This window comes from Rhodanobacter sp. DHB23, from assembly GCF_014842975.1.
Taxonomy (GTDB): Bacteria; Pseudomonadota; Gammaproteobacteria; order Xanthomonadales; family Rhodanobacteraceae; genus Rhodanobacter_A.
Window position 1 is genome coordinate 1 of the sequence record NZ_JACYXK010000010.1, and the last position, 17,894, is coordinate 17,894.

The window sequence follows — 17,894 nt, forward strand, 5'->3', positions numbered from 1 at the left end:
TCGATGTGCGGCCGCTCGGGCTCCTACTCGTGCTTCCAACACTGCGCGCCTTCGGCGTGCCGCACATCGCTCTCCGCTTCCACTTTACGGATTTGGGCAGACACAAGCGCACCCTGTGCGCGAATGCCTTGATGTCCGATCAGAGCCAAGAGCATTCGCGCACAGGGCGCGCTCCTACAGCCCGCTCCAGAACCCGCGTATCCCCGCCACGCCCTGCGCACCCGCCGCGCGCGCACGCGGCCATTGCGCCGGCGACATCCCGCCCAGCGCATACACCGGCATCGCGGCGGCTTCGGCCAGCGACTGGAAAGCATCCCAACCCAGGGGGGCCGCATCGGGATGGCTGGCGGTGACCGCCACCGGCGACAGCGTGGCGAAATCCACGCCCAGTTGCAGCGCCTGCGCCAGCTGCGCGGCATCGTGGCAGCTGGCGCCGACGATTTGCCGCAGCGGCAGCGGGCGTGCATCGAGCGCAGCCAGTTGCGCGCCCGTCAGGTGCACGCCGACACCGAGCGCCAGCGCACCGTCCACGTCCGCATTGAGCAGCAGTTGCGCATCATGCGCGTGCGCCGCCGGCAGCAGCGCCGCGGCAAGTTCACGCACGGCTTCGCGCGGCCACAGCGGCAGGCGCAGCTGCACCAGCCGCTCGCCGGATTCGATGGCGCACACGATGCGTCCGAACCATGCGGCTCGCTCCGACGGCGACACATCCGCAGGCGTGACAAGGTAGTGCGGCGGCAGGCGCAATGCCTGCAGGATCGCGCGATCCGCGGGCGCCAGCGTCGCCGGATCCACCTGCATCGGCTGGCACCATTGCAGGCCCTGTCCTTCCAGCGGACGTGGCTCGCCGCGCCACTGCGTCACGCACCACGCGTCGAGCAGCAACTCCCGCTCGTGGTAACGCCAGGGCACGCGGATCAGCGGCCCGGCCTCGACCAGCGCGATGCCGAGCTCCTCGTCCAGCTCACGCGCCAGCGCCGCCAGCGGCGCCTCGCCGGGTTCGCGCTTGCCGCCGGGGAACTCCCACATGCCGGCCAGATGCTTGCCGGCGGGACGCTCGGCCAGCAGCACGCGACCCGCACGGTCGCGCAACGCGCCGGCCAGCACATGCAGCGGCGCGCCACTCATGGGGGAAGCACGGGACAGGCGCGCAGGATCAGCTGCCGCGGACGTATTCGACCATGTCGAAGTCGTAGGCGTGCTCGGCGTCCTTCTTGTGGTGCACGCGCGACACCTCGGTCCAGTCGCTGAAATGCACGCCCGGGAAGAAGGTGTCCGCGCCCTCCACCGCCGCGCCGACCCAGGTCAGGTACATGCGGCGCGCCTGCGGCAAGGCCTCGCGGTACACCTGGCCGCCGCCGATCACCAGCAGGCCGGAGTAGTTGCAATGCGCCTGCGCCTCGTCGAGCGAGCGCACGGTGATCTGGCCGGGGAACGGCGCCTCGTGCCGGTGCGACAGCACGTAGTTGGTGCGCTCCGGCAACGCACGGCCGATGGACAGCGCGGTGTTGTAGCCCATCAGCACGTTCTTGCCCAGGGTGAGCTGCTTGAACCAGCGCAGGTCGTCGGGCAGGTGCCAAGGCAGTTGCCCCTTGCGGCCGATGGCGAAGTTCTCGTCCAGCGCGGCGATCAGCGAAATGGCCATCGGTGCTCCAGGGGGTGAATGTGGCAAATTGGGCGGTACACGGGCGACGCGCTACGCCTCCCGTGCTGACCGCCCATTGTAGCCATTCAGGGAGACGACGAGCATGCCGATCATCATGGGCTTTCTGGCCACGGCGCTGGCTACTGCACCGAAGGGCGGCATGCCCGCCGTGGCGCAGGTGCTGCCTACCGTGTACGAGGCGGGGCATTTCTATGCGGTGCCGGAGACGATGGACGGGCAGAAGCTGAAGCTGTTGGTCGATACCGGCGGTGGCGGCGACGGCGGCATGTATTGGCTCACCAAGGCAGCGGCGGATCGCCTGCACCTGACACCCGTCGCCTGCATGGCGGACGGTGGCAGAAAGATTCCGGTCGCGCGCGTTCCCGACTACACGCCTGGCGCCGGCCTGCCTCCGCCAGCCAGGATGGCATGCGGTGGAACTGCCACCTTGCTGGTCTTCGCGGACGACTACGATACCGATGGGCAGCTCGGCTCCGGCTACCTGCCAGGCCGCACGTGGACATTCGACTATCCCGCTCGCCGGCTCGCGCTGGAAGCGGCCGACTGGCATGCCGACGCATCGGCCCATGCAACTGCACTGGGTTTCCGGCGCGACGACGCAGGGCAGCGAATCTCGGGCATGCCGCGCATCGTCATCCGCGTCGACGGTCGACCGCTCGACATGCTGCTGGATACCGGCGCCACTGCGCATCCCACCGCCGCGGGCGAAAAAGCCAGCGGCACGCCCACCGTGAATGGCGAAGGCGTTGCCAGTTACATCACCACCAGCGTGCTGGAACGCTGGCACAAGGCACATCCGGACTGGCGCGTGGTCGATAAAGGCGACGATCTGGGCGGCCCTGAACAAGCCACGCGCCTGATCGAAGTTCCGAAGGTCGAAATTGCCGGCTGGACAGTTGGCCCGGTCTGGTTCACCGAGCGCGCCGATGCAAATTTCGGAGCCACGGATGGAGGAATGTCCCAGTACACGGACCGCATCGTGTCGGGCGCCGTGGGCGCCAACGTCTTCCGGCACTTCGTGATGACGCTGGACTACCCGCGCGAAACGGTCTGGTTCCGTTGCGCGGGCGACTGCAAACCCGCAGCTACACCGCCACCGGCGCCTTGATCGCCGGGTACGGGTCGTAGCCCTCGATGGCGATGTCCTCGTAGCGGAAATCCTCCAGCGCACGCACGTCGGGATTCAGCACCAGGCGTGGCTGCGGACGCGGCTCGCGGGTCAGCTGCAGCCGCGCCTGCTCGACGTGGTTGCTGTACAGGTGCGCATCGCCCAGCGTGTGCACGAAGTCGCCGACGCCCAGCCCGCAGACCTGCGCCACCATGTGGGTGAGCAGCGCGTAGCTGGCGATGTTGAACGGCACGCCGAGGAAGATGTCGCCGGAGCGCTGGTACAGCTGGCAGCTCAGCTTGCCGTCCGCCACGTAGAACTGGAACAGCGAGTGGCAGGGCAGCAGCGCCATCTTCGGCAGTTCGCCCACGTTCCAGGCGCTGACGATCAGCCGGCGCGAATCGGGATTGCGCCTGATCTCGTCCACCACCCAGCGGATCTGGTCCACCACCTGCCCGTCGGCGGTCGGCCATGCGCGCCATTGCCTGCCGTAGACCGGACCGAGGTTGCCGTCGGCATCGGCCCATTCGTCCCAGATGCTGACGCCGTGCCGCTTCAGGTAGGCGATGTTGGTGTCGCCCTGCAGGAACCAGATCAGCTCGTGGACGATGGACTTGAGGTGCAGCTTCTTGGTGGTGACCAGCGGGAAGCCTTCGGCGAGGTCGAAGCGCATCTGCCAGCCGAACACGCTGCGCGTGCCGGTGCCGGTGCGGTCGGCCTTCTCCGCGCCGTGGTCGAGCACGTGGCGCAGCAGGTCGAGGTAGGCCTTCATGGGCCGTCCTTCGCCGGCATCGCCACTTCGTGCAGGCGCAGCGTGGGCGCGTTGCGCGACAGCCACAGCAGCCACAGGCCCACGGCGATCAGCGGTAACGAAAGGATCTGCCCCATGGTGAGCCAGCCGAAGGCGAGGTAGCCGAGCTGGGCGTCGGGCAGGCGCACGAACTCCACCGCGAAGCGGAAGCAGCCGTACATCAGCGCGAACAGGCCGGAAACGAGATAACGCGGCCGCGGCTTCATCGACACCAGCCACAGCACGGTGAACATCACCACGCCTTCCAGCGCCAGTTCGTACAGTTGCGAAGGCTGCCGCACCAGGCCGCCGAACTGCTGCAACTGTGCCTGCCACTCGGGGTGCGTGGCGACGTAGGTCACGTCTTCGGCATGCGCGTTGGGGAAGATCATGCCCCACGGCAACTGCGTGGGCTTGCCCCACAGCTCGCCGTTGATGAAGTTGCCCAACCGGCCCAGGCCCAGGCCGATCGGCACCAGCGGCGCCACGAAATCCACCGTGTCCATGAAGTGCAGCCGCTGCCGGCGCGACCACCACAGCCCCGCCGCCAGCACGCCGAGCAGGCCGCCGTGGAAACTCATGCCGCCATCCCACACGCGGAACAGCGCCAGCGGATCGGTCCAGATCCAGCGCGGACCGCCAGCGTAATAGAACAGCATGTAGCCGATGCGCCCGCCAACGATCACGCCCATCATGGCGTAGAAGAACAGGTCGCTCAGCGCGTCGCGCGTCACCGGCAGCCGCCCCCGGCGACGGCGGTATTCGCCCAGCAGCGCGCCGCTGAAGAATCCCACCAGGTACATCAAGCCGTACCAGTGCACCTGCACCGGGCCGAGATGGAAGGCGACGGGGTTGATAGCGACGACGAAGGGCTGCGTCATGCGGTACGGCATCAGGTCGGACAAGGCCGCCAGTGTAGCGGGACATGCCGCGATCCGCCGGCTACACTGCCGGGCAACCGGTCAGCCCTGGTGCAGGGGAGCATCCACCGCCGCCGGTTCACACCACAAGGGGGAGAGCAAGGATGATGTCGATGCGCAAGCTGCATGCCGCGCTGGTCGCGGCGTGTCTGTGTGTACCGGTTGCCGCCACCGCGGCCGACCTGATTCCAGTGGAAACATTCGCCCGGCACGCCAACCTGTCGATGCCGCGGCTGTCGCCTGACGGCAAGTACATCGCGCTGCGCATGGACGACGGCGACAACCACTCGGTGGTGATCTTCGCCGTGGCCGACATGAGCCATCCGGCCAGCATGCTGCGCATGCCCAAGTACGAAGTGCCGTTCGACGTGGAATGGGTCAGCGCGACCCGGCTGGTCGTGGAGAAGGGCAAGCAGTTCGGCTCCATCGACGAGCCCCAGGCCACCGGCGAAATCCTCGCCACCGACGTGGACGGCAAGCACCAGGACTACCTGTTCGGCTACCAGTCCGGCTACGGCACCCGTGGCGACACCCGCCAGGCGGATGATGGCTGGGGCTCGGTGGATGGCCTGCCGCAGAAGGCCAACGGCCACTTCTACCTCGGCGCCCATCCGTGGAACGAGGGCGACAGCAGCCGGCTCTACGACGTCGACGCCACGAAGAACGTGCGGCACCTGATCGGGGACATCGGCGTGGGCCAGCTCGACTTCCTGGTCGGCCCCGACGGCAAGCCGGAGTTCGCCTACGGCACGAACACCAGCTTCGACTACGTGGCCTACCAGTCCATTGGCAATCGCTGGGCCCAGTTGGGCCAGGCACAGGCAGGCAGGTACTTCGCCCCCTTCGCCACGACGCCCGACGGCCAGGGCGTCTACGCCATGTACAGCGCCGACGGCGGCCCCTCCGGCCTGATCGAGCAACGCCTGGACGGCAGCGGGCGCAAGGTGCTGGCGAAGGACGATTTCGGCAGCGTCCACAACGTCCAGTGGACCGCGCCGCCGCTGCAGCCGTTCGCGATCATCACCGCCACCGGCACGCCGCGCCCGATCTACGTCGACCCGAACCTTCCGGCGGCGAAGCTGTACATGGCGATCAGCCAGAAATTCCCCGGCGAGTTCGTCGACTTCATCAACTTCAGCGAGGACGGCCGCGAGCTGCTGTTCAGCGTGAGCAGCGATCGCGACCCGGGCACCTGGTACCTGATCGACACCGAGCACTACAAGGTGGTCAAGCTGTTTGCGGCGGCGCCGTGGATCGACCCGGCGAAGATGGCCGAGCGCGTGCCGATGCGCTTCAAGGCCAGCGACGGCGTGGAGCTGGAAGCCATCCTCACCATGCCCAATGGCGTGCCGATGAGCCACCTGCCGATGGTGCTGCTGCCGCACGGCGGCCCGCACGGCGTCAGCGACGACTGGTTCTTCGACGGCGACGCGCAGTTCCTCGCCAGCCGCGGCTACCTGGTGCTGCAGGTGAACTACCGCGGTTCCGACGGCCGCGGCATGGACTTCCAGCAGGCCGGCTACCTGAAATGGGGCACGCGCATCCAGCAGGACCTGATCGACGGCGTGAAGTGGGCGGAGCAGCAGCAATACGCCGATCCGGACCGGGTCTGCGTGTACGGCGGCAGCTTCGGCGGCTACTCGGCACTGATGTCGACGATCCGCGCACCGAAGCTGTTCAAGTGCGCGATCGGCTACGCCGGCGTCTACGACCTGGCGATGATGTACAAGAAGGGCAGCATCGGTTCGGACACCTTCGGCAAGAACTACCTCACCGCGGTGATCGGCAAGGACGACGCGGCGCTGGCGGCGAACTCGCCCGACAAGCTGGCCGAGCAGATCGACGTACCCGTGCTGCTGATCCACGGCGAGGCCGACGAACGCGCGCCGTTCGCCCAGGCCAAGGCCATGCGCGCCGCGCTGGATGCCGCGCACAAGCCCTACGAATGGATGAGCAAGTCCGGCGAAGGCCACGGCTTCTACACGGAGGCCAACAACGTGGACCGCCTGAACCTGATGCAGGCGTTCCTGGCCAAGTACATCGGCCCGGGCGCCACGGCGCCCTGAATCCGGCACCGCTCCTTGCCGCGCCCATGACGGGCGCGGCAAGCGTCAGAGCAGCACCGGCCGGTCCGGCAGTTCGTCCTGCCGCGGCTTCCCGTCGGCGGGGAAGTGGCGCTCCAGCAAGGCGTGCACGGCCTCGATGCCGCGCAGGCTGCCCTCGCGCCACTGGCCGCGCGCGTAGGCCTCCCGCATGTGCCCGCACACCGCACCCCATTCGCCGGGCGAGACGTGGCGGGCAATGCCGCGGTCCGCGACGATCTCGATGCGGCGCTCGGCCAGCAGCACGTAGACCAGTACGCCGCTGTTGTGTTCGGTATCCCACACCCGCAGTTGCCCGAACACCTGCCTGGCGCGCGCGGCCGAGTCCAGCCCGGCAAGCACGGCCAGCGGCGACAGCCGCGACTCCACGGCAAGGCGGACCTCGCCCAGATGCCTGCGCTCGCCTGCGCCGACCGCCGTGGCGATCTCGTCGAGGAGGCTGGAAGGAAAGCGCCGGTGCAACCGGAACCAGCCTTCGCCGAGGTTCACCAGGAGACGCTGCAGGCGGCCCATCTCACCAGCTCCCCGAGGCGCCGCCGCCGTTGAAGCTGCCGCCGCCACCACTGAACCCGCCACCGCCGCCGAAACCGCCGCCGCCACCGAAGCCACCACCACCCCAGCCACCGAAACCGCCCCAGCCGCCACCGCCGATCGAGCGGCCGGCACCGGCAGGCAGCAGCATCAGGAGCCCACCCACGATGCCGCCGAAAATGCCCATGCCCACGGAAGCCATCAGCCAGAACAGGCCGCCGATGACCAGGCCGCCCAGCGGCGCGCGCACGAAGGCGTGCGTGCGGCCCAGCACGCCACGCAGGAAGATCCACGCGAAGAATCCGACGCCGAGCAGGCTGTCGAGATCCAGGCCACGTCGCTCGTGCGAAGCACCCTGTACCGGTGGCGGCAAGGGCTCGCCGTCGATCAACTGGGTGAGCGCACCCGTGGCGTCGCTGATGCCGCCGTAGTAATCGCCGCTGCGGAATTTCGGCGCGAGGTATTCGCGGATGATGCGTGCCGCGGCCGCGTCGGGGATCGCCCCTTCCAGCCCTGCACCCACCTCGATGCGCACCTGGCGGTCATCCTTGGCGATGAGCAGCAGCACGCCGTCGTCGATGCCCTTGCGGCCCACCTTGTTCGCCATCGACACGTCCAGCGAGTAGGCGTCGATGTCCTGCGGCCGGGTGCTGCCCACCATCAGCACCACCAGTTGCGCGCCCTTGGACTTCTCCAGCGCCACCAACTGCGCGTCAAGCTGGTCCACCTGCTGCGCACTGAGCGTGCCGGAGAGGTCGGTGACGTGCCGCGCCAGCTTCGGCACGGCGGCGTCGGCGTGCAGCAGGGCCGGCAGCAGCAGCGCGACTGCCAGCAACCATGTCCACGGCGCCCGCGGGCGGCGAGGCATCATTTCAATGCGCCGAGGCGGCGTTCGCCGGCGCAGGGCCGCCGAAATCGACCGTGGGCGCGGTGGAGATCGCCTGCTCGTTCTGCACGCTGAAGTTCGGCTTCACGGTGTAGCCGAACATCTTGGCGGTGAGGTTGTTGGGGAAGGTGCGGATCAGCGTGTTGTACTGCTGCACCGACTCGATGTAGCGCTGGCGCGCCACGGTGATGCGGTTCTCGGTGCCCTCCAACTGCGCCTGCAGGTTCTGGAACAGGCCGTCGGCCTTGAGCGTCGGATAGTTCTCGCTCACCACCATCAGGCGCGACAGCGCATTGCCGAGCTGGCCCTGCGCCGACTGGAACTTCGCCAGCGCCTGCGGATCGTTCGCCAGCTCCGGCGTCACCTGGATGCTGCCCACCCTGGCGCGCGCGTCGGCCACTTCGGTGAACACCTTCTCCTCGTGCTGGGCATAACCCTTCACCGTGGCGACCAGGTTCGGCACCAGGTCGGCGCGACGCTGGTACTGGTTGAGCACTTCCGACCATGCGTTCTTGACCGCCTCGTCCTGGCGCTGCATGGCGTTGTAGCCGCAGCCGCCGAGGCCGATGGCGAGCAGCAACAGCACGAGATTGCGCAGCAGTTTCATGAGGAGTCTCCGTTCCGGTGAAGGCGCCATTGCAGCATCCGCCAGTCCCCGGCGCAATCGCACTTTCCTGCGAACGCGCCCGCGAGTAGGCTGGCCGGCATCGGGCACGCGCATTGCCCGCATCCAGCAGGACGTCAAGGAGACCGTCATGAAACCATGGATTTGCCGGATCGCCAGCCTGGGAATCGGCCTGCTGGCCGCCACCGCGGCGAACGCACGACAGCAGCACGCCGCACCGCCCGAGGACATGCAGGACAAGCCATCGCGGGACCTGCTGGACGCGATGGGCAACACCCCCACCTATGGCCACCCGGACCTGGAAGGCGAATTCGCCGGCATGCAGCACTACGCCGCCGGCGACTACCAGGCGGCGATGAAGTATTTCCTGGTCGGCGCACGCTTCGCCGACAAGCTCTCGCAGATGAGCATCGGCCTGATGTATCTCAACGGCGAAGGCGTGAAGAAGGATCCGGTGGCCGCCTTCGCGTGGATCGCCCTCGCCGCGGAACGCAAATACCCGAAGTTCCTGGCCACCCGCGATGCCGTGTGGGCCGGGCTCGATGCCGCCCAGCGCGAACAGGCGAAGGCACTGGTGGAGCAGCTCTATCCCGAGTACGGCGACGCCAGCGCGAAGCCGCGCATGATCAAGCACATGCGCTGGGACATGACCCACCTCACCGGCTCCTATCTCGGCGCGCAGATCGGCCCGATCGCCAGCATCACGCCCGCCGAACTTTTCCACGACGGCCCGATGCCCGCCTGCGGCGCCAACACCATCGCCGGCCTGCCGATGACCGGTTGCGGCAACCTCGCCGACGCCAAGTGGTACTGGGATCCCGCGGAATACTTCAAGGAGCGCGATGCCGAAATGACCGGCACCGTCACCGTGGGCAAGCTGCAATAGCTGTGGGGCAAGCCCCGCCACGCTGGTCGGGCATTGCAAAAATGCAGGGGCCGCCCTTCCATGCATGGAGGGGCGGCAGTGCAGTCAGCGCAAGCCCAGCACCAGCCCCCAGCTCAGCACCATCAGCACCAGCAGCAGGAACACCGCCGCCGAGCCCATGTCCTTGGCGCGGCCGGCCAGCTCGTGGAATTCCGGACTGACCTTGTCCACCACCGCTTCGACCGCGGAATTGAGCAGCTCGGCCGACAGCACCAGGAAGGCCGGCCCCACCAGGGCGAGCTTCTCCAGCGCCCCCTGCCCCAGCCACAGGCCCAGCGGGATCAGCACCACCGCCAGCATGGCTTCCAGCCGGAACGAAGCCTCGTGCCGCCAGCCCGCACGCAGGCCCAGCATCGACCAGCGGAAGGCCTTCCAGAGTTGGCGCGGGTCGCCGCGGAATCCGTGGCCTGGCATGGGAAGCGAGTCTCCGGCGAGTGATGCCCGCAGCGCGGGGCAAACGGCAATGATGCCACAGGCCGGTCCCGCGCTCGCGCGACGGCACGCCGGATATTGCGCTGCAACGAAGCGGGCGCGACGGATGGGGTACGCTTCGGCGGTTGTGGTGTCGTCCGGCGCCGCGACTCGCCGGTCGCGCTTGCGCGGCCGTTGTACTCCTCAGCACGGAACCGTTGCATGGCAATCCAGAATCCATCCGTTTCGCAAACACGGTCGTTCAGCACCGTATTCCTGATCGAGATGTGGGAGCGCTTCGGCTTCTACGGCATGCAGGTGCTGATGGTCACCTACATGATGAAGAAGCTGGGCTTCGTCGACACCAAGGCGAACCTGGTGTGGGGCGCGGCGGCGGCACTGATCTACGTGACGCCGGCGATCGGCGGCTGGGTTGGCGACAAGCTGGTCGGCACCCGCCGCACCATGCGCATCGGCGCGATGGTGCTGATGCTGGGCTATGCATTGCTGTGGATTCCCACCGACAACGCCAACTTCCTGTACTTCGCGCTGGGCGTGATCATCGTCGGCAACGGCCTGTTCAAGCCGAACGCCGGCAACCTGGTGCGCAAGATCTACGAGGGCGACGACAGCAAGATCGACAGCGCCTTCACCATCTACTACATGGCGGTGAACGTCGGCTCGATGATCTCGATGACGCTGACGCCGTGGATCCGCGACTACGTGGGCCAGCACTACAGCGACGAATGGGGCTGGCACACCGCGTTCGGCGTGTGCGCCATCGGCCTGCTGCTGGGTCTGGCCAACTACGCGCTGATGAGCCGTACGCTGAAGCACATCGGCTCGCCCGCAGACCACGAGCCGGTGAACCTGAAACGCCTCGCCGGCGTGCTGGGCGCCGCCGTGGCGCTGGTGTTCGTATCCGCCTTCATCCTGCACAGCGAGACGGTGGCGCGCATCTGCGTGTACGCCGCCGGCGTGGTGCTGCTGTGCATCTTCGGCTACCTGATCTCCTCCAGCCACCGCGACGAGCGCGCCGGCCTGATCGCCGCGCTGGTGCTGGTGGTGCAGACGATCTTCTTCTTCATCTTCTACCAGCAGATGTCCACCTCGCTGAACCTGTTCGCGCAGAAGAACGTGAACCTGTCGTTCGACGTGTTCGGCATCCACCTGTTCAACTGGATCCCCGAGCAGTTCCAGAACCTCAACGCGATCTGGATCGTGCTGCTGAGCCCCGTCCTAGTGTTCATCTACAACGGCCTCGGCCGCATCGGCAAGGACATCTCGATCGCCGCCAAATTCGCCTGGGGCTTCGCCGCGGTAGCCGCCGGCTTCTTCGTCTACGGCGTCGGCGCGCACTGGGCGGTGAACGGCCAGGTGTCCTCGTGGATCATGGTGTGGGGCTACGGCCTGTACTCGCTGGGCGAACTGCTGGTGTCCGGCCTCGGCCTGGCGATGATCGCCCGCTACGTGCCGGAGCGCATGGGCGGCTTCATGATGGGCGCCTACTTCGTGGCCTCGGGCATCTCGCAGTACCTCGGCAGCGTGGTGGCCAACTACGCGCACATCCCCGAGGGCCTCACCGACCCGGTGCAGTCGCTGGACATCTACACCAATCTGTTCAACAAGCTCGGCATGGTCGGCGTGGGTTGCACCGTGATCGCACTGGCCGTGCTGCCGCTGATGAAGAAGCTGTCGACCAGCCACGCCGGCGTGGCTGCCCAGCACGAGCCGCTGCCCGCCGTGCGCAGCGAGGAATTCGACACGCCCTGATCCACCCCGCCGGTCCGCCGCATGCGGCGGATCGGCGGCACCGGACGGCATCGCATGCCGCATCGCTCCCTCAAGAACCGCATCGGACCGTTCGCGCTGGCGCGCACGCTGGCCTGGTTGCGCCTGTGCGCGATCGGCGGGCAGAGCATCGCCGTGCTGGTCTGCGCGCTGTGGCTGCGGCTGCCGATACCGCTGCTGCCGCTGCTGGCCTGCATCGGCCTGCTCTCGGTGTTCTCGGTGCTGGCCGCCTGGCGGCTGCGCCAGCCGTGGCCGATGCACGAGGCGGAGACGATCGCCCACATCTGCGTGGACACGCTGGTGCTGGGCGCGCTGCTGTACTTCACCGGCGGCGGCAGCAACCCCTTCGCCACCCTGCTGGTGGTGCCGATCGCGCTGTCCGCCGCCGCGCTGTCGATCCGCACCACGCTCGCGGTGGCCGCCATCGCCGGCACCGCGTACCTGCTGCTGATGCGCTGGCACGTGCCGCTGCCGATGCTGGACAGCATGCACGACGACGGCTTCGGGCTGCACGTGGTCGGCATGGGCGTGAACTTCGTGGTCACCGCCCTGCTGCTCGGCTTCTTCATCAACCGGCTGGCGCGCGCGCTGCGCATGCAGCAGCTGGCGATGCAGCGCGCGCACGAGCGCGCCCTGCGCGACGAGGGCATCCTCGCCATCGCCACGCAGGCGGCGGGCGCGGCGCACGAGCTCAACACGCCGCTTTCCACCATGCGCACGCTGCTGCCGGAACTGCGCCGCGAGCACGCCGACGACGCCGCGCTGGCCGAGGACCTCAGCCTGCTCGAAGGCCAGGTGGACCGTTGCCGCGACATCCTGCGCGAGATGGTGGCGTTCGGCCAGGCGCAGCTCTCGCAGGAGCCCGAGCGGCTGGACATGGCGCAGTTCCTGCACGGCTGCGCCGAACGCTTCCAGTTGCTGCGCCCCGAGGCGGAACTGCAACTGCAGCTGGACGAAGACCTCGCGCACGTGCCGTTGCACGTGCCGCCCGGCCTTCGCCACGCCCTGCTGAACCTGCTCCACAACGCCGCCGACGCCTCCGCCGAGCACGACTCGCGCGAAGTGCTGCTGCAGGTGGCGCGCGCAGGCGACTGGCTGCAGTTCGCGGTGTTCGACCGCGGCCCCGGCTTCGCCAGCACCGAGGGCAATGCACAACTGGGCCACACGCAGAAGCAGGCCGGTCTCGGCATCGGCCTCACCCTCGCCGAAGCCACCGCCGAGCGCCTGCACGGGGAATTGCTGGCGCGCAATACCGGCGATGGCGCGATGGTGTGCCTGCGCCTGCCGCTGGCGGCCGTCTTGCGGCATTGAGCCGCACCCGCGCCGCGTGCGGCCGGCGCCGCCTGCGGCGAAAATACGCACATGAACGAGTCCACCGCATCCGCCACCGCGCATCCGCTGCTGCTGGTGGACGACGACGCCACCTTCGTGCGCGTGCTGGGCCGTGCCCTGGCCTCGCGCGGCTTCGAAGTGATCGCGACCACCAACCCCGGCGACGCGCGCGCATTGACCCGCCAGCACCAGCCGCGCTATTGCGTGCTCGACCTGAAGCTGGGCGACGAGAACGGCCTGCGGCTGATCCCCGAGTTGCATGCGCTGGTGCCGGACATGCGCATCCTGCTGCTCACCGGCTACGCCTCGATCGCCACCGCGGTGGAGGCGATCAAGCGCGGCGCGCACGACTACCTCGCCAAGCCGGTGGACGCCGACGCCGTGGTGCGCGCCCTGCTCGACGGCGACGGCCACGCGGATAGCGACGACGAGGACGTGCCGGACGCCCCCGAGGCGCCGTTGGCGCTGCGCCGGTTGGAGTGGGAACACATCCAGCGCGTGCTCACCGAGTGCAACGGCAACATCTCCGAAACCGCGCGCCGCCTCGGCATGCACCGCCGCACCCTGCAGCGCAAGCTGGGCAAGCACCCGGTGCGCGAACGGCCCGGCGGCAGCGACTGAGCGCCTGTCCAACGGCTCCGTGACTGCGACAACGCGCCATCTGGCGCCGTCATGAAAGGCGTCTAAGCTGGCAAGCCTTGACCCTGGTCCAGAGTTTCCGCTTGAACCCCCGACTCCCCATCGCCCTGTTGCTGTGCGCCGCGGGCGCCCCGGCGCTTGCCGACGAGCCGCCGCAGGCCACCACCCTGTCGCCCGTGCAGGTGCATGCCAGCGACAGCGCCGTGATCGACACGCCCAGCGTGAAGGTGCACATCGACCGCAAGCAGCTGCAACAGCAGAACATCGTCGGCAGCGCCGACGTGGTGCGCTACGCGCCCAACCTGCAGGTACGCGAACGCTACATCGGCGACCCCAACGCCACCCTCGGCGGCCGCGACAGCGGCACCCTGCAGAGCGCGCGCAGCCTGCTCTACGCCGATGGTCTGCTGCTCTCCGACCTGATGGACAACGGCTGGGACGGCGCGCCGCGCTGGGGCATGGTGCCTGCCGAGGAAATCGGCGCGGTGGACGTGCTGTACGGCCCCTATTCCGCGCTGTACCCCGGCAACGCGATGGGCGTCACGGTGCTGATCCACACCCGCCTGCCCGACAAGCTGATCGCCAGCGTCGACTCGCAATATTTCAGCCAGGACTTCGGCGACCGCTACGGCACGAGCGGCCACTACGACGGCCATCGCCTCGCCGGCGTGCTCGGCGACAAGCAGGGTCGCTGGCGCTGGCTGCTCTCGCTCAACCAGCTCGACAACCACGGCCAGCCGATGCAGTACGCCACCGCGCAGGCCGGCGGCAATGCGGCCGGTGCGGTGCCGGTGGACGGCGCCACGCTGGACCGCAACCCCAACGGCACGCCGCGGCTGGTCTACGGCGCCAACACCATCGAGCACACCAAACAGACCCAGGCCAACCTGCAGTTGGGCGTGGACATCACCGACCACGTCAACGCGTTGTTCACCCTCGGTTGGTGGCACAACGATGCCTTCGACGCCACCCGCAGCCTGATCCGCAATGCCGCCGGCCAGCCGGTCTACACCGGCAGCATCCTCGCCGACGGGCAGCTCTGGAGCTTGCCCGCCAGCGGCCTTGCGCCGAGTTCCTACGACCAGACCCACGTGCTGTACGGCGCCGAGCTCGACGGCCGTTTCGACAACGACTGGCGCTGGGAAGCCGTGGCCAGCCGCTACGACTACCAGCACGACCTGCAGCACGATGCCACAACTTCATCGCCGTCCAGCGCCTACGGCGGCCCCGGCTCGGTGGCCGACATGGGCGGTTCCGGCTGGAGCACCGTCGACCTGCGCAGCTCCGGCCCGCTGGGTGACGCGAACATGCTGTACGCCGGCGCGCACCTCGACCGCTACGTGCTCGACTCGCACGTGCAGGCCGCCAGCGACTGGCTGGGCCCGGCCGACGGCGCGCCGATCAGCGCCTACGCCGGGCGCACGCAGACGCGCGCGCTCTACCTGCAGGACGCGTGGAGCTTCGCCCAGGCCTGGTCGCTCACCGCCGGCCTGCGCTGGGAGCAATGGCGCGCCTACGACGGCCTGCTCGCCAACGCCGGCAGCCTGCTCGCCTACCCCGCGCGCCAGCGCAGCGACTTCTCGCCCAAGACCTCGCTGAACTGGGACGTGGCCGACGATTGGCAACTGCGCCTGTCCTTCGGCAAGGCCGTGCGCTACCCCACCGTCGAGGAGCTGTTCCAGGGCTCGATCTCGAACGGTGCCATCGTCAACAACAACCCGAACCTGCAGCCGGAACGCGACTGGTCCACCGACCTCAGCCTGATCCGCAGCCTGCCGCAGGGCCACTGGCGCGTGTCGCTGTACCAGGACCGCGTGGCCGACACGCTGTACACGCAGACCGATATCACCCTGCCGGTGCCGGTCACCAGCGTGCAGAACATCGCCAGCGTGCGCACGCGCGGCGTCGAGGGCGAATTGGTGCTCGCCGATGTCTGGATGCGTGGATTGGACCTCAGCGCCAGCGCCGCGTGGAACCAGGCGACCACCCTGCGTGACTGGCAATATCCGGCAGCCGACGGCAAGGATTTCCCGCGCATCCCGCGCCTGCGCGCCACGCTGTTCGCCGACTGGCGCTTCGCGCCGAGCTGGAACGCCTCGCTGGGCGTGCGCCGCTCCGGCCGCCAGTACAGCAGCCTGAACAACAACGACACCCTCGACACCTACGGCGCCGTCAGCAGCTTCACCGTGCTCGACGCGAAGCTGCGCTGGCGTTTCGCGCCACAATGGACGGCCTCGCTGGGCGTGGACAACCTCACCAACGAGCACTACTGGGTCTACCATCCCTACGCCGGCCGCACCTGGTTTGGCGAGCTGCGCTGGGAGCTGTAGCCACCGCTTCCTCCCTCTCCCACCTGCGGGAGAGGCCGGGCAGAAGGCCGCTCCTACGACGAATCCAACACCACGATCCACCATGCGCAAACTGATCCCCGCCCTGCTCTGCCTGTTCTGCTTCACCGTCGCCGCCCACGACATGCCCGGCATGCACATGTCGAACGGCCCCGGACTCGGCGCCAGCGCCGCGTTCGACGCGCATGGCCGCCTGTGGGTGGTGGATGCGGCGAACGGTCATGTGCGCCTGCGTCACTCCGACGACCTCGGCAAGACGCTGAGCGCGCCGGTGGACGTCAATGCCGTCGCCGAGCCGATCTACGACTCCGGCGAGAACCGGCCGAAGATCGCGTTCGGCCCCAGGGGCGAGTTGTACGTGAGCTGGTCGCAGCCGCGCGCGAAACCGTGGACGGGCTTCGTGCGCTTCGCCCGTTCGCTGGACGATGGCGCACATTTCTCCGCACCGGTCACCGTGCACCACGACGCCGCCGAGATCACCCATCGCTTCGACGCCCTGGCCGTGGACGGTCAGGGCCGCGTGCTGCTCGCCTGGATCGACAAGCGCGATCTTGAAGCGGCGAAGGCCAAGGGCAAGCCCTACCTCGGTGCCGCCGTCTACTACAGCTGGTCCGGCGACGAAGGCCGGACCTTCGTGCCCGAGCGCAAGGTGATGGACAACAGCTGCGAGTGCTGCCGCATCGCGCTGGCGCGCACGCCGGACGGCGAGGTCGCCGCGTTCTTCCGCGGCGTGTTCGGCGACAACATCCGCGACCACGCCTACGCCCCGCTGCCCACCGACGGCGGCCCCGTGCATGCCGGGCGCGCCACTTTCAGCGACTGGCACATCGCCGCCTGCCCGGAACAGGGCCCCGGCCTCGCCGTCGACGACGCCGGCACGCGCCACGCCGTGTGGTACGAGGCCAGCCACGGCCCCGCGATCCGGTACGGCCAGCTCGACCCCGGCCATCCGCCGCAGCATGTGCTGAAACTCGCCGGCCCCGGCGCCGGCCACGCCGACGTGGCCGTGCACGGCAAGACCGTGTGGCTGGCATGGAACCAGGCGGATGCGAACGGCTACGCGCTGGTGTCGCGCGTGTCCACCGACGGCGGCCTGCACTTCGACGCGGCACGCACCGTCGCCACCTCCACCGCCGCCGTGGGTTCGCCGCAACTGCTCGTGCAACAGGGCCAGGCCTTCGTCGCGTGGAACACCGCGGACGGCTTCCGCCTGGTTCCGCTCGGGGCACGCTGATGCGCCGCCCCTTCCTCGTTGCCCTGCTCCTGCTGGCGCTGCCGGCCTTCGCACGCGCCGGCACGCTCGTGCCGCTTGCCGCCGCCGACGTGCCGGCGCTGCTCAAGCCGCCTGCGCATGGCGTGCGCATCGTGGCGATCTGGTCGCTGGATTGCGCCTATTGCGAGGCGAACATGCAGGTGCTGGCGAAGTGGCAGCGCGCGCATCCGCACGACACCGAACTCGTCACCGTGGCCACCGACAGCGTTGCGCAAGGCGCGGCGATCGCGGCGCGGCTCAAGGCCGCGCACATGGACGGCTATCCCGCACGCGCCTACACCGAGGCCTCGCCCGGGCGCCTCGATTTCCTGATCGATCCGGACTGGGGTGGCGAGACGCCGCGCACCGAGATCATCCGGGCCGACGGCAGCCGGCAAGGCATCAGCGGAGCACTCGCCACGGCGCAACTGCAGACGCATCTGTAGGAGCAACTGTCTTCACTCCGCCATCGGCGTTCTCCATTCAGCGCGGTCACGCGCCATGGCGTTGAGGCGGGTGAGGAGGACGCGCATACAGGCGGTGATGGCGACCTTGGCGCACTTGCCGC

Annotated in this window: 17 protein-coding genes; 9 read left to right on the top strand and 8 right to left on the bottom strand. The window is 68.6% G+C overall.

What is annotated here, in order from left to right; genetic code table 11:
- Positions 1-174: 174 nt before the first annotated feature.
- Together IHE47_RS00090 and IHE47_RS00095 are read right to left on the bottom strand one after the other, a co-directional pair.
- Positions 175-1,128 carry a Nudix family hydrolase gene (locus IHE47_RS00090; protein WP_225561511.1) on the bottom strand — a complete coding sequence of 318 codons (954 nt, stop codon included), beginning with the start codon at positions 1,126-1,128 and terminating at the stop codon, positions 175-177.
- 28 nt (positions 1,129-1,156) lie between these two features.
- On the bottom strand, positions 1,157-1,645 hold the full coding sequence (locus IHE47_RS00095; protein ID WP_192102895.1) for a dihydrofolate reductase: 489 nt from the start codon (positions 1,643-1,645) through the stop codon (positions 1,157-1,159).
- 103 nt (positions 1,646-1,748) lie between these two features.
- Here IHE47_RS00095 and IHE47_RS00100 point away from each other — a divergent pair, with 103 nt between their 5' ends.
- Positions 1,749-2,774 carry a hypothetical protein gene (locus tag IHE47_RS00100; protein ID WP_192102897.1) on the top strand — a complete coding sequence of 342 codons (1,026 nt, stop codon included), beginning with the start codon at positions 1,749-1,751 and terminating at the stop codon, positions 2,772-2,774.
- Here the strand turns inward: IHE47_RS00100 and IHE47_RS00105 are convergent.
- Complete coding sequence (locus IHE47_RS00105; protein WP_192102899.1) at positions 2,752-3,546, bottom strand: thymidylate synthase; 795 nt, start codon at positions 3,544-3,546, stop codon at positions 2,752-2,754. The two genes, IHE47_RS00100 and IHE47_RS00105, sit on opposite strands and share 23 nt — an antisense overlap.
- Positions 3,543-4,445 (bottom strand): prolipoprotein diacylglyceryl transferase, encoded by a 903-nt coding sequence (gene lgt / locus IHE47_RS00110; protein WP_192102924.1) that lies wholly within the window; start codon positions 4,443-4,445, stop codon positions 3,543-3,545. The genes IHE47_RS00105 and lgt overlap by 4 nt, the downstream gene beginning before the upstream one ends.
- A 152-nt stretch (positions 4,446-4,597) precedes the next feature.
- Between lgt and IHE47_RS00115 the strand changes: the two genes are divergently transcribed.
- Positions 4,598-6,550 carry a S9 family peptidase gene (locus IHE47_RS00115; protein WP_192102901.1) on the top strand — a complete coding sequence of 651 codons (1,953 nt, stop codon included), beginning with the start codon at positions 4,598-4,600 and terminating at the stop codon, positions 6,548-6,550.
- A 45-nt stretch (positions 6,551-6,595) separates the two neighbouring features.
- Here the strand turns inward: IHE47_RS00115 and IHE47_RS00120 are convergent, their stop codons facing one another.
- Genes IHE47_RS00120 through IHE47_RS00130 form a run of 3 tightly spaced genes read right to left on the bottom strand, consistent with a single transcriptional unit; the run spans position 6,596 to position 8,610 of the window.
- Positions 6,596-7,099, bottom strand: coding sequence for a TPM domain-containing protein (locus IHE47_RS00120; RefSeq protein WP_192102903.1), 504 nt, complete (start codon positions 7,097-7,099; stop codon positions 6,596-6,598).
- A 1-nt stretch (position 7,100) separates the two neighbouring features.
- The gene (locus IHE47_RS00125; RefSeq protein ID WP_225561512.1) at positions 7,101-7,988 is read right to left on the bottom strand and encodes a TPM domain-containing protein; all 888 of its coding nucleotides are present in this window, start codon (positions 7,986-7,988) and stop codon (positions 7,101-7,103) included.
- Between the two features lies 1 nt (position 7,989).
- Positions 7,990-8,610 carry a LemA family protein gene (locus IHE47_RS00130; protein WP_192102904.1) on the bottom strand — a complete coding sequence of 207 codons (621 nt, stop codon included), beginning with the start codon at positions 8,608-8,610 and terminating at the stop codon, positions 7,990-7,992.
- A 148-nt stretch (positions 8,611-8,758) separates the two neighbouring features.
- Here IHE47_RS00130 and IHE47_RS00135 point away from each other — a divergent pair, with 148 nt between their 5' ends.
- Positions 8,759-9,514, top strand: a complete 756-nt coding sequence (locus tag IHE47_RS00135; protein WP_192102906.1) for a sel1 repeat family protein — start codon at positions 8,759-8,761, stop codon at positions 9,512-9,514.
- Positions 9,515-9,598: 84 nt separating this feature from the next.
- Here IHE47_RS00135 and IHE47_RS00140 read toward each other — a convergent pair whose 3' ends face one another.
- A complete protein-coding gene (locus IHE47_RS00140; RefSeq protein ID WP_192102908.1) occupies positions 9,599-9,967 on the bottom strand; it encodes a diacylglycerol kinase in 369 nt (122 codons plus the stop codon).
- A 219-nt stretch (positions 9,968-10,186) separates the two neighbouring features.
- On the opposite strand from IHE47_RS00140, the gene IHE47_RS00145 reads away from it, so the two are divergent.
- The 6 genes from IHE47_RS00145 to IHE47_RS00170 all read left to right on the top strand — a co-directional run bounded on the left by IHE47_RS00145 (position 10,187) and on the right by IHE47_RS00170 (position 17,772).
- Entirely contained in the window at positions 10,187-11,737 is a 1,551-nt protein-coding gene (locus tag IHE47_RS00145) for an oligopeptide:H+ symporter (RefSeq protein WP_192102910.1), read from the top strand.
- A 54-nt stretch (positions 11,738-11,791) separates the two neighbouring features.
- Positions 11,792-13,066 (top strand): ATP-binding protein, encoded by a 1,275-nt coding sequence (locus IHE47_RS00150; RefSeq protein ID WP_192102912.1) that lies wholly within the window; start codon positions 11,792-11,794, stop codon positions 13,064-13,066.
- Between the two features lie 51 nt (positions 13,067-13,117).
- Positions 13,118-13,708, top strand: coding sequence for a response regulator transcription factor (locus IHE47_RS00155; protein ID WP_192102914.1), 591 nt, complete (start codon positions 13,118-13,120; stop codon positions 13,706-13,708).
- Between the two features lie 101 nt (positions 13,709-13,809).
- Positions 13,810-16,056, top strand: a complete 2,247-nt coding sequence (locus tag IHE47_RS00160; RefSeq protein ID WP_192102916.1) for a TonB-dependent receptor — start codon at positions 13,810-13,812, stop codon at positions 16,054-16,056.
- An 82-nt stretch (positions 16,057-16,138) separates the two neighbouring features.
- Positions 16,139-17,308, top strand: coding sequence for a sialidase family protein (locus tag IHE47_RS00165; protein ID WP_192102918.1), 1,170 nt, complete (start codon positions 16,139-16,141; stop codon positions 17,306-17,308).
- A complete protein-coding gene (locus tag IHE47_RS00170; RefSeq protein WP_192102920.1) occupies positions 17,308-17,772 on the top strand; it encodes a hypothetical protein in 465 nt (154 codons plus the stop codon). Before IHE47_RS00165 ends, IHE47_RS00170 begins: the two co-directional genes overlap by 1 nt.
- Positions 17,773-17,894: the final 122 nt, after the last annotated feature.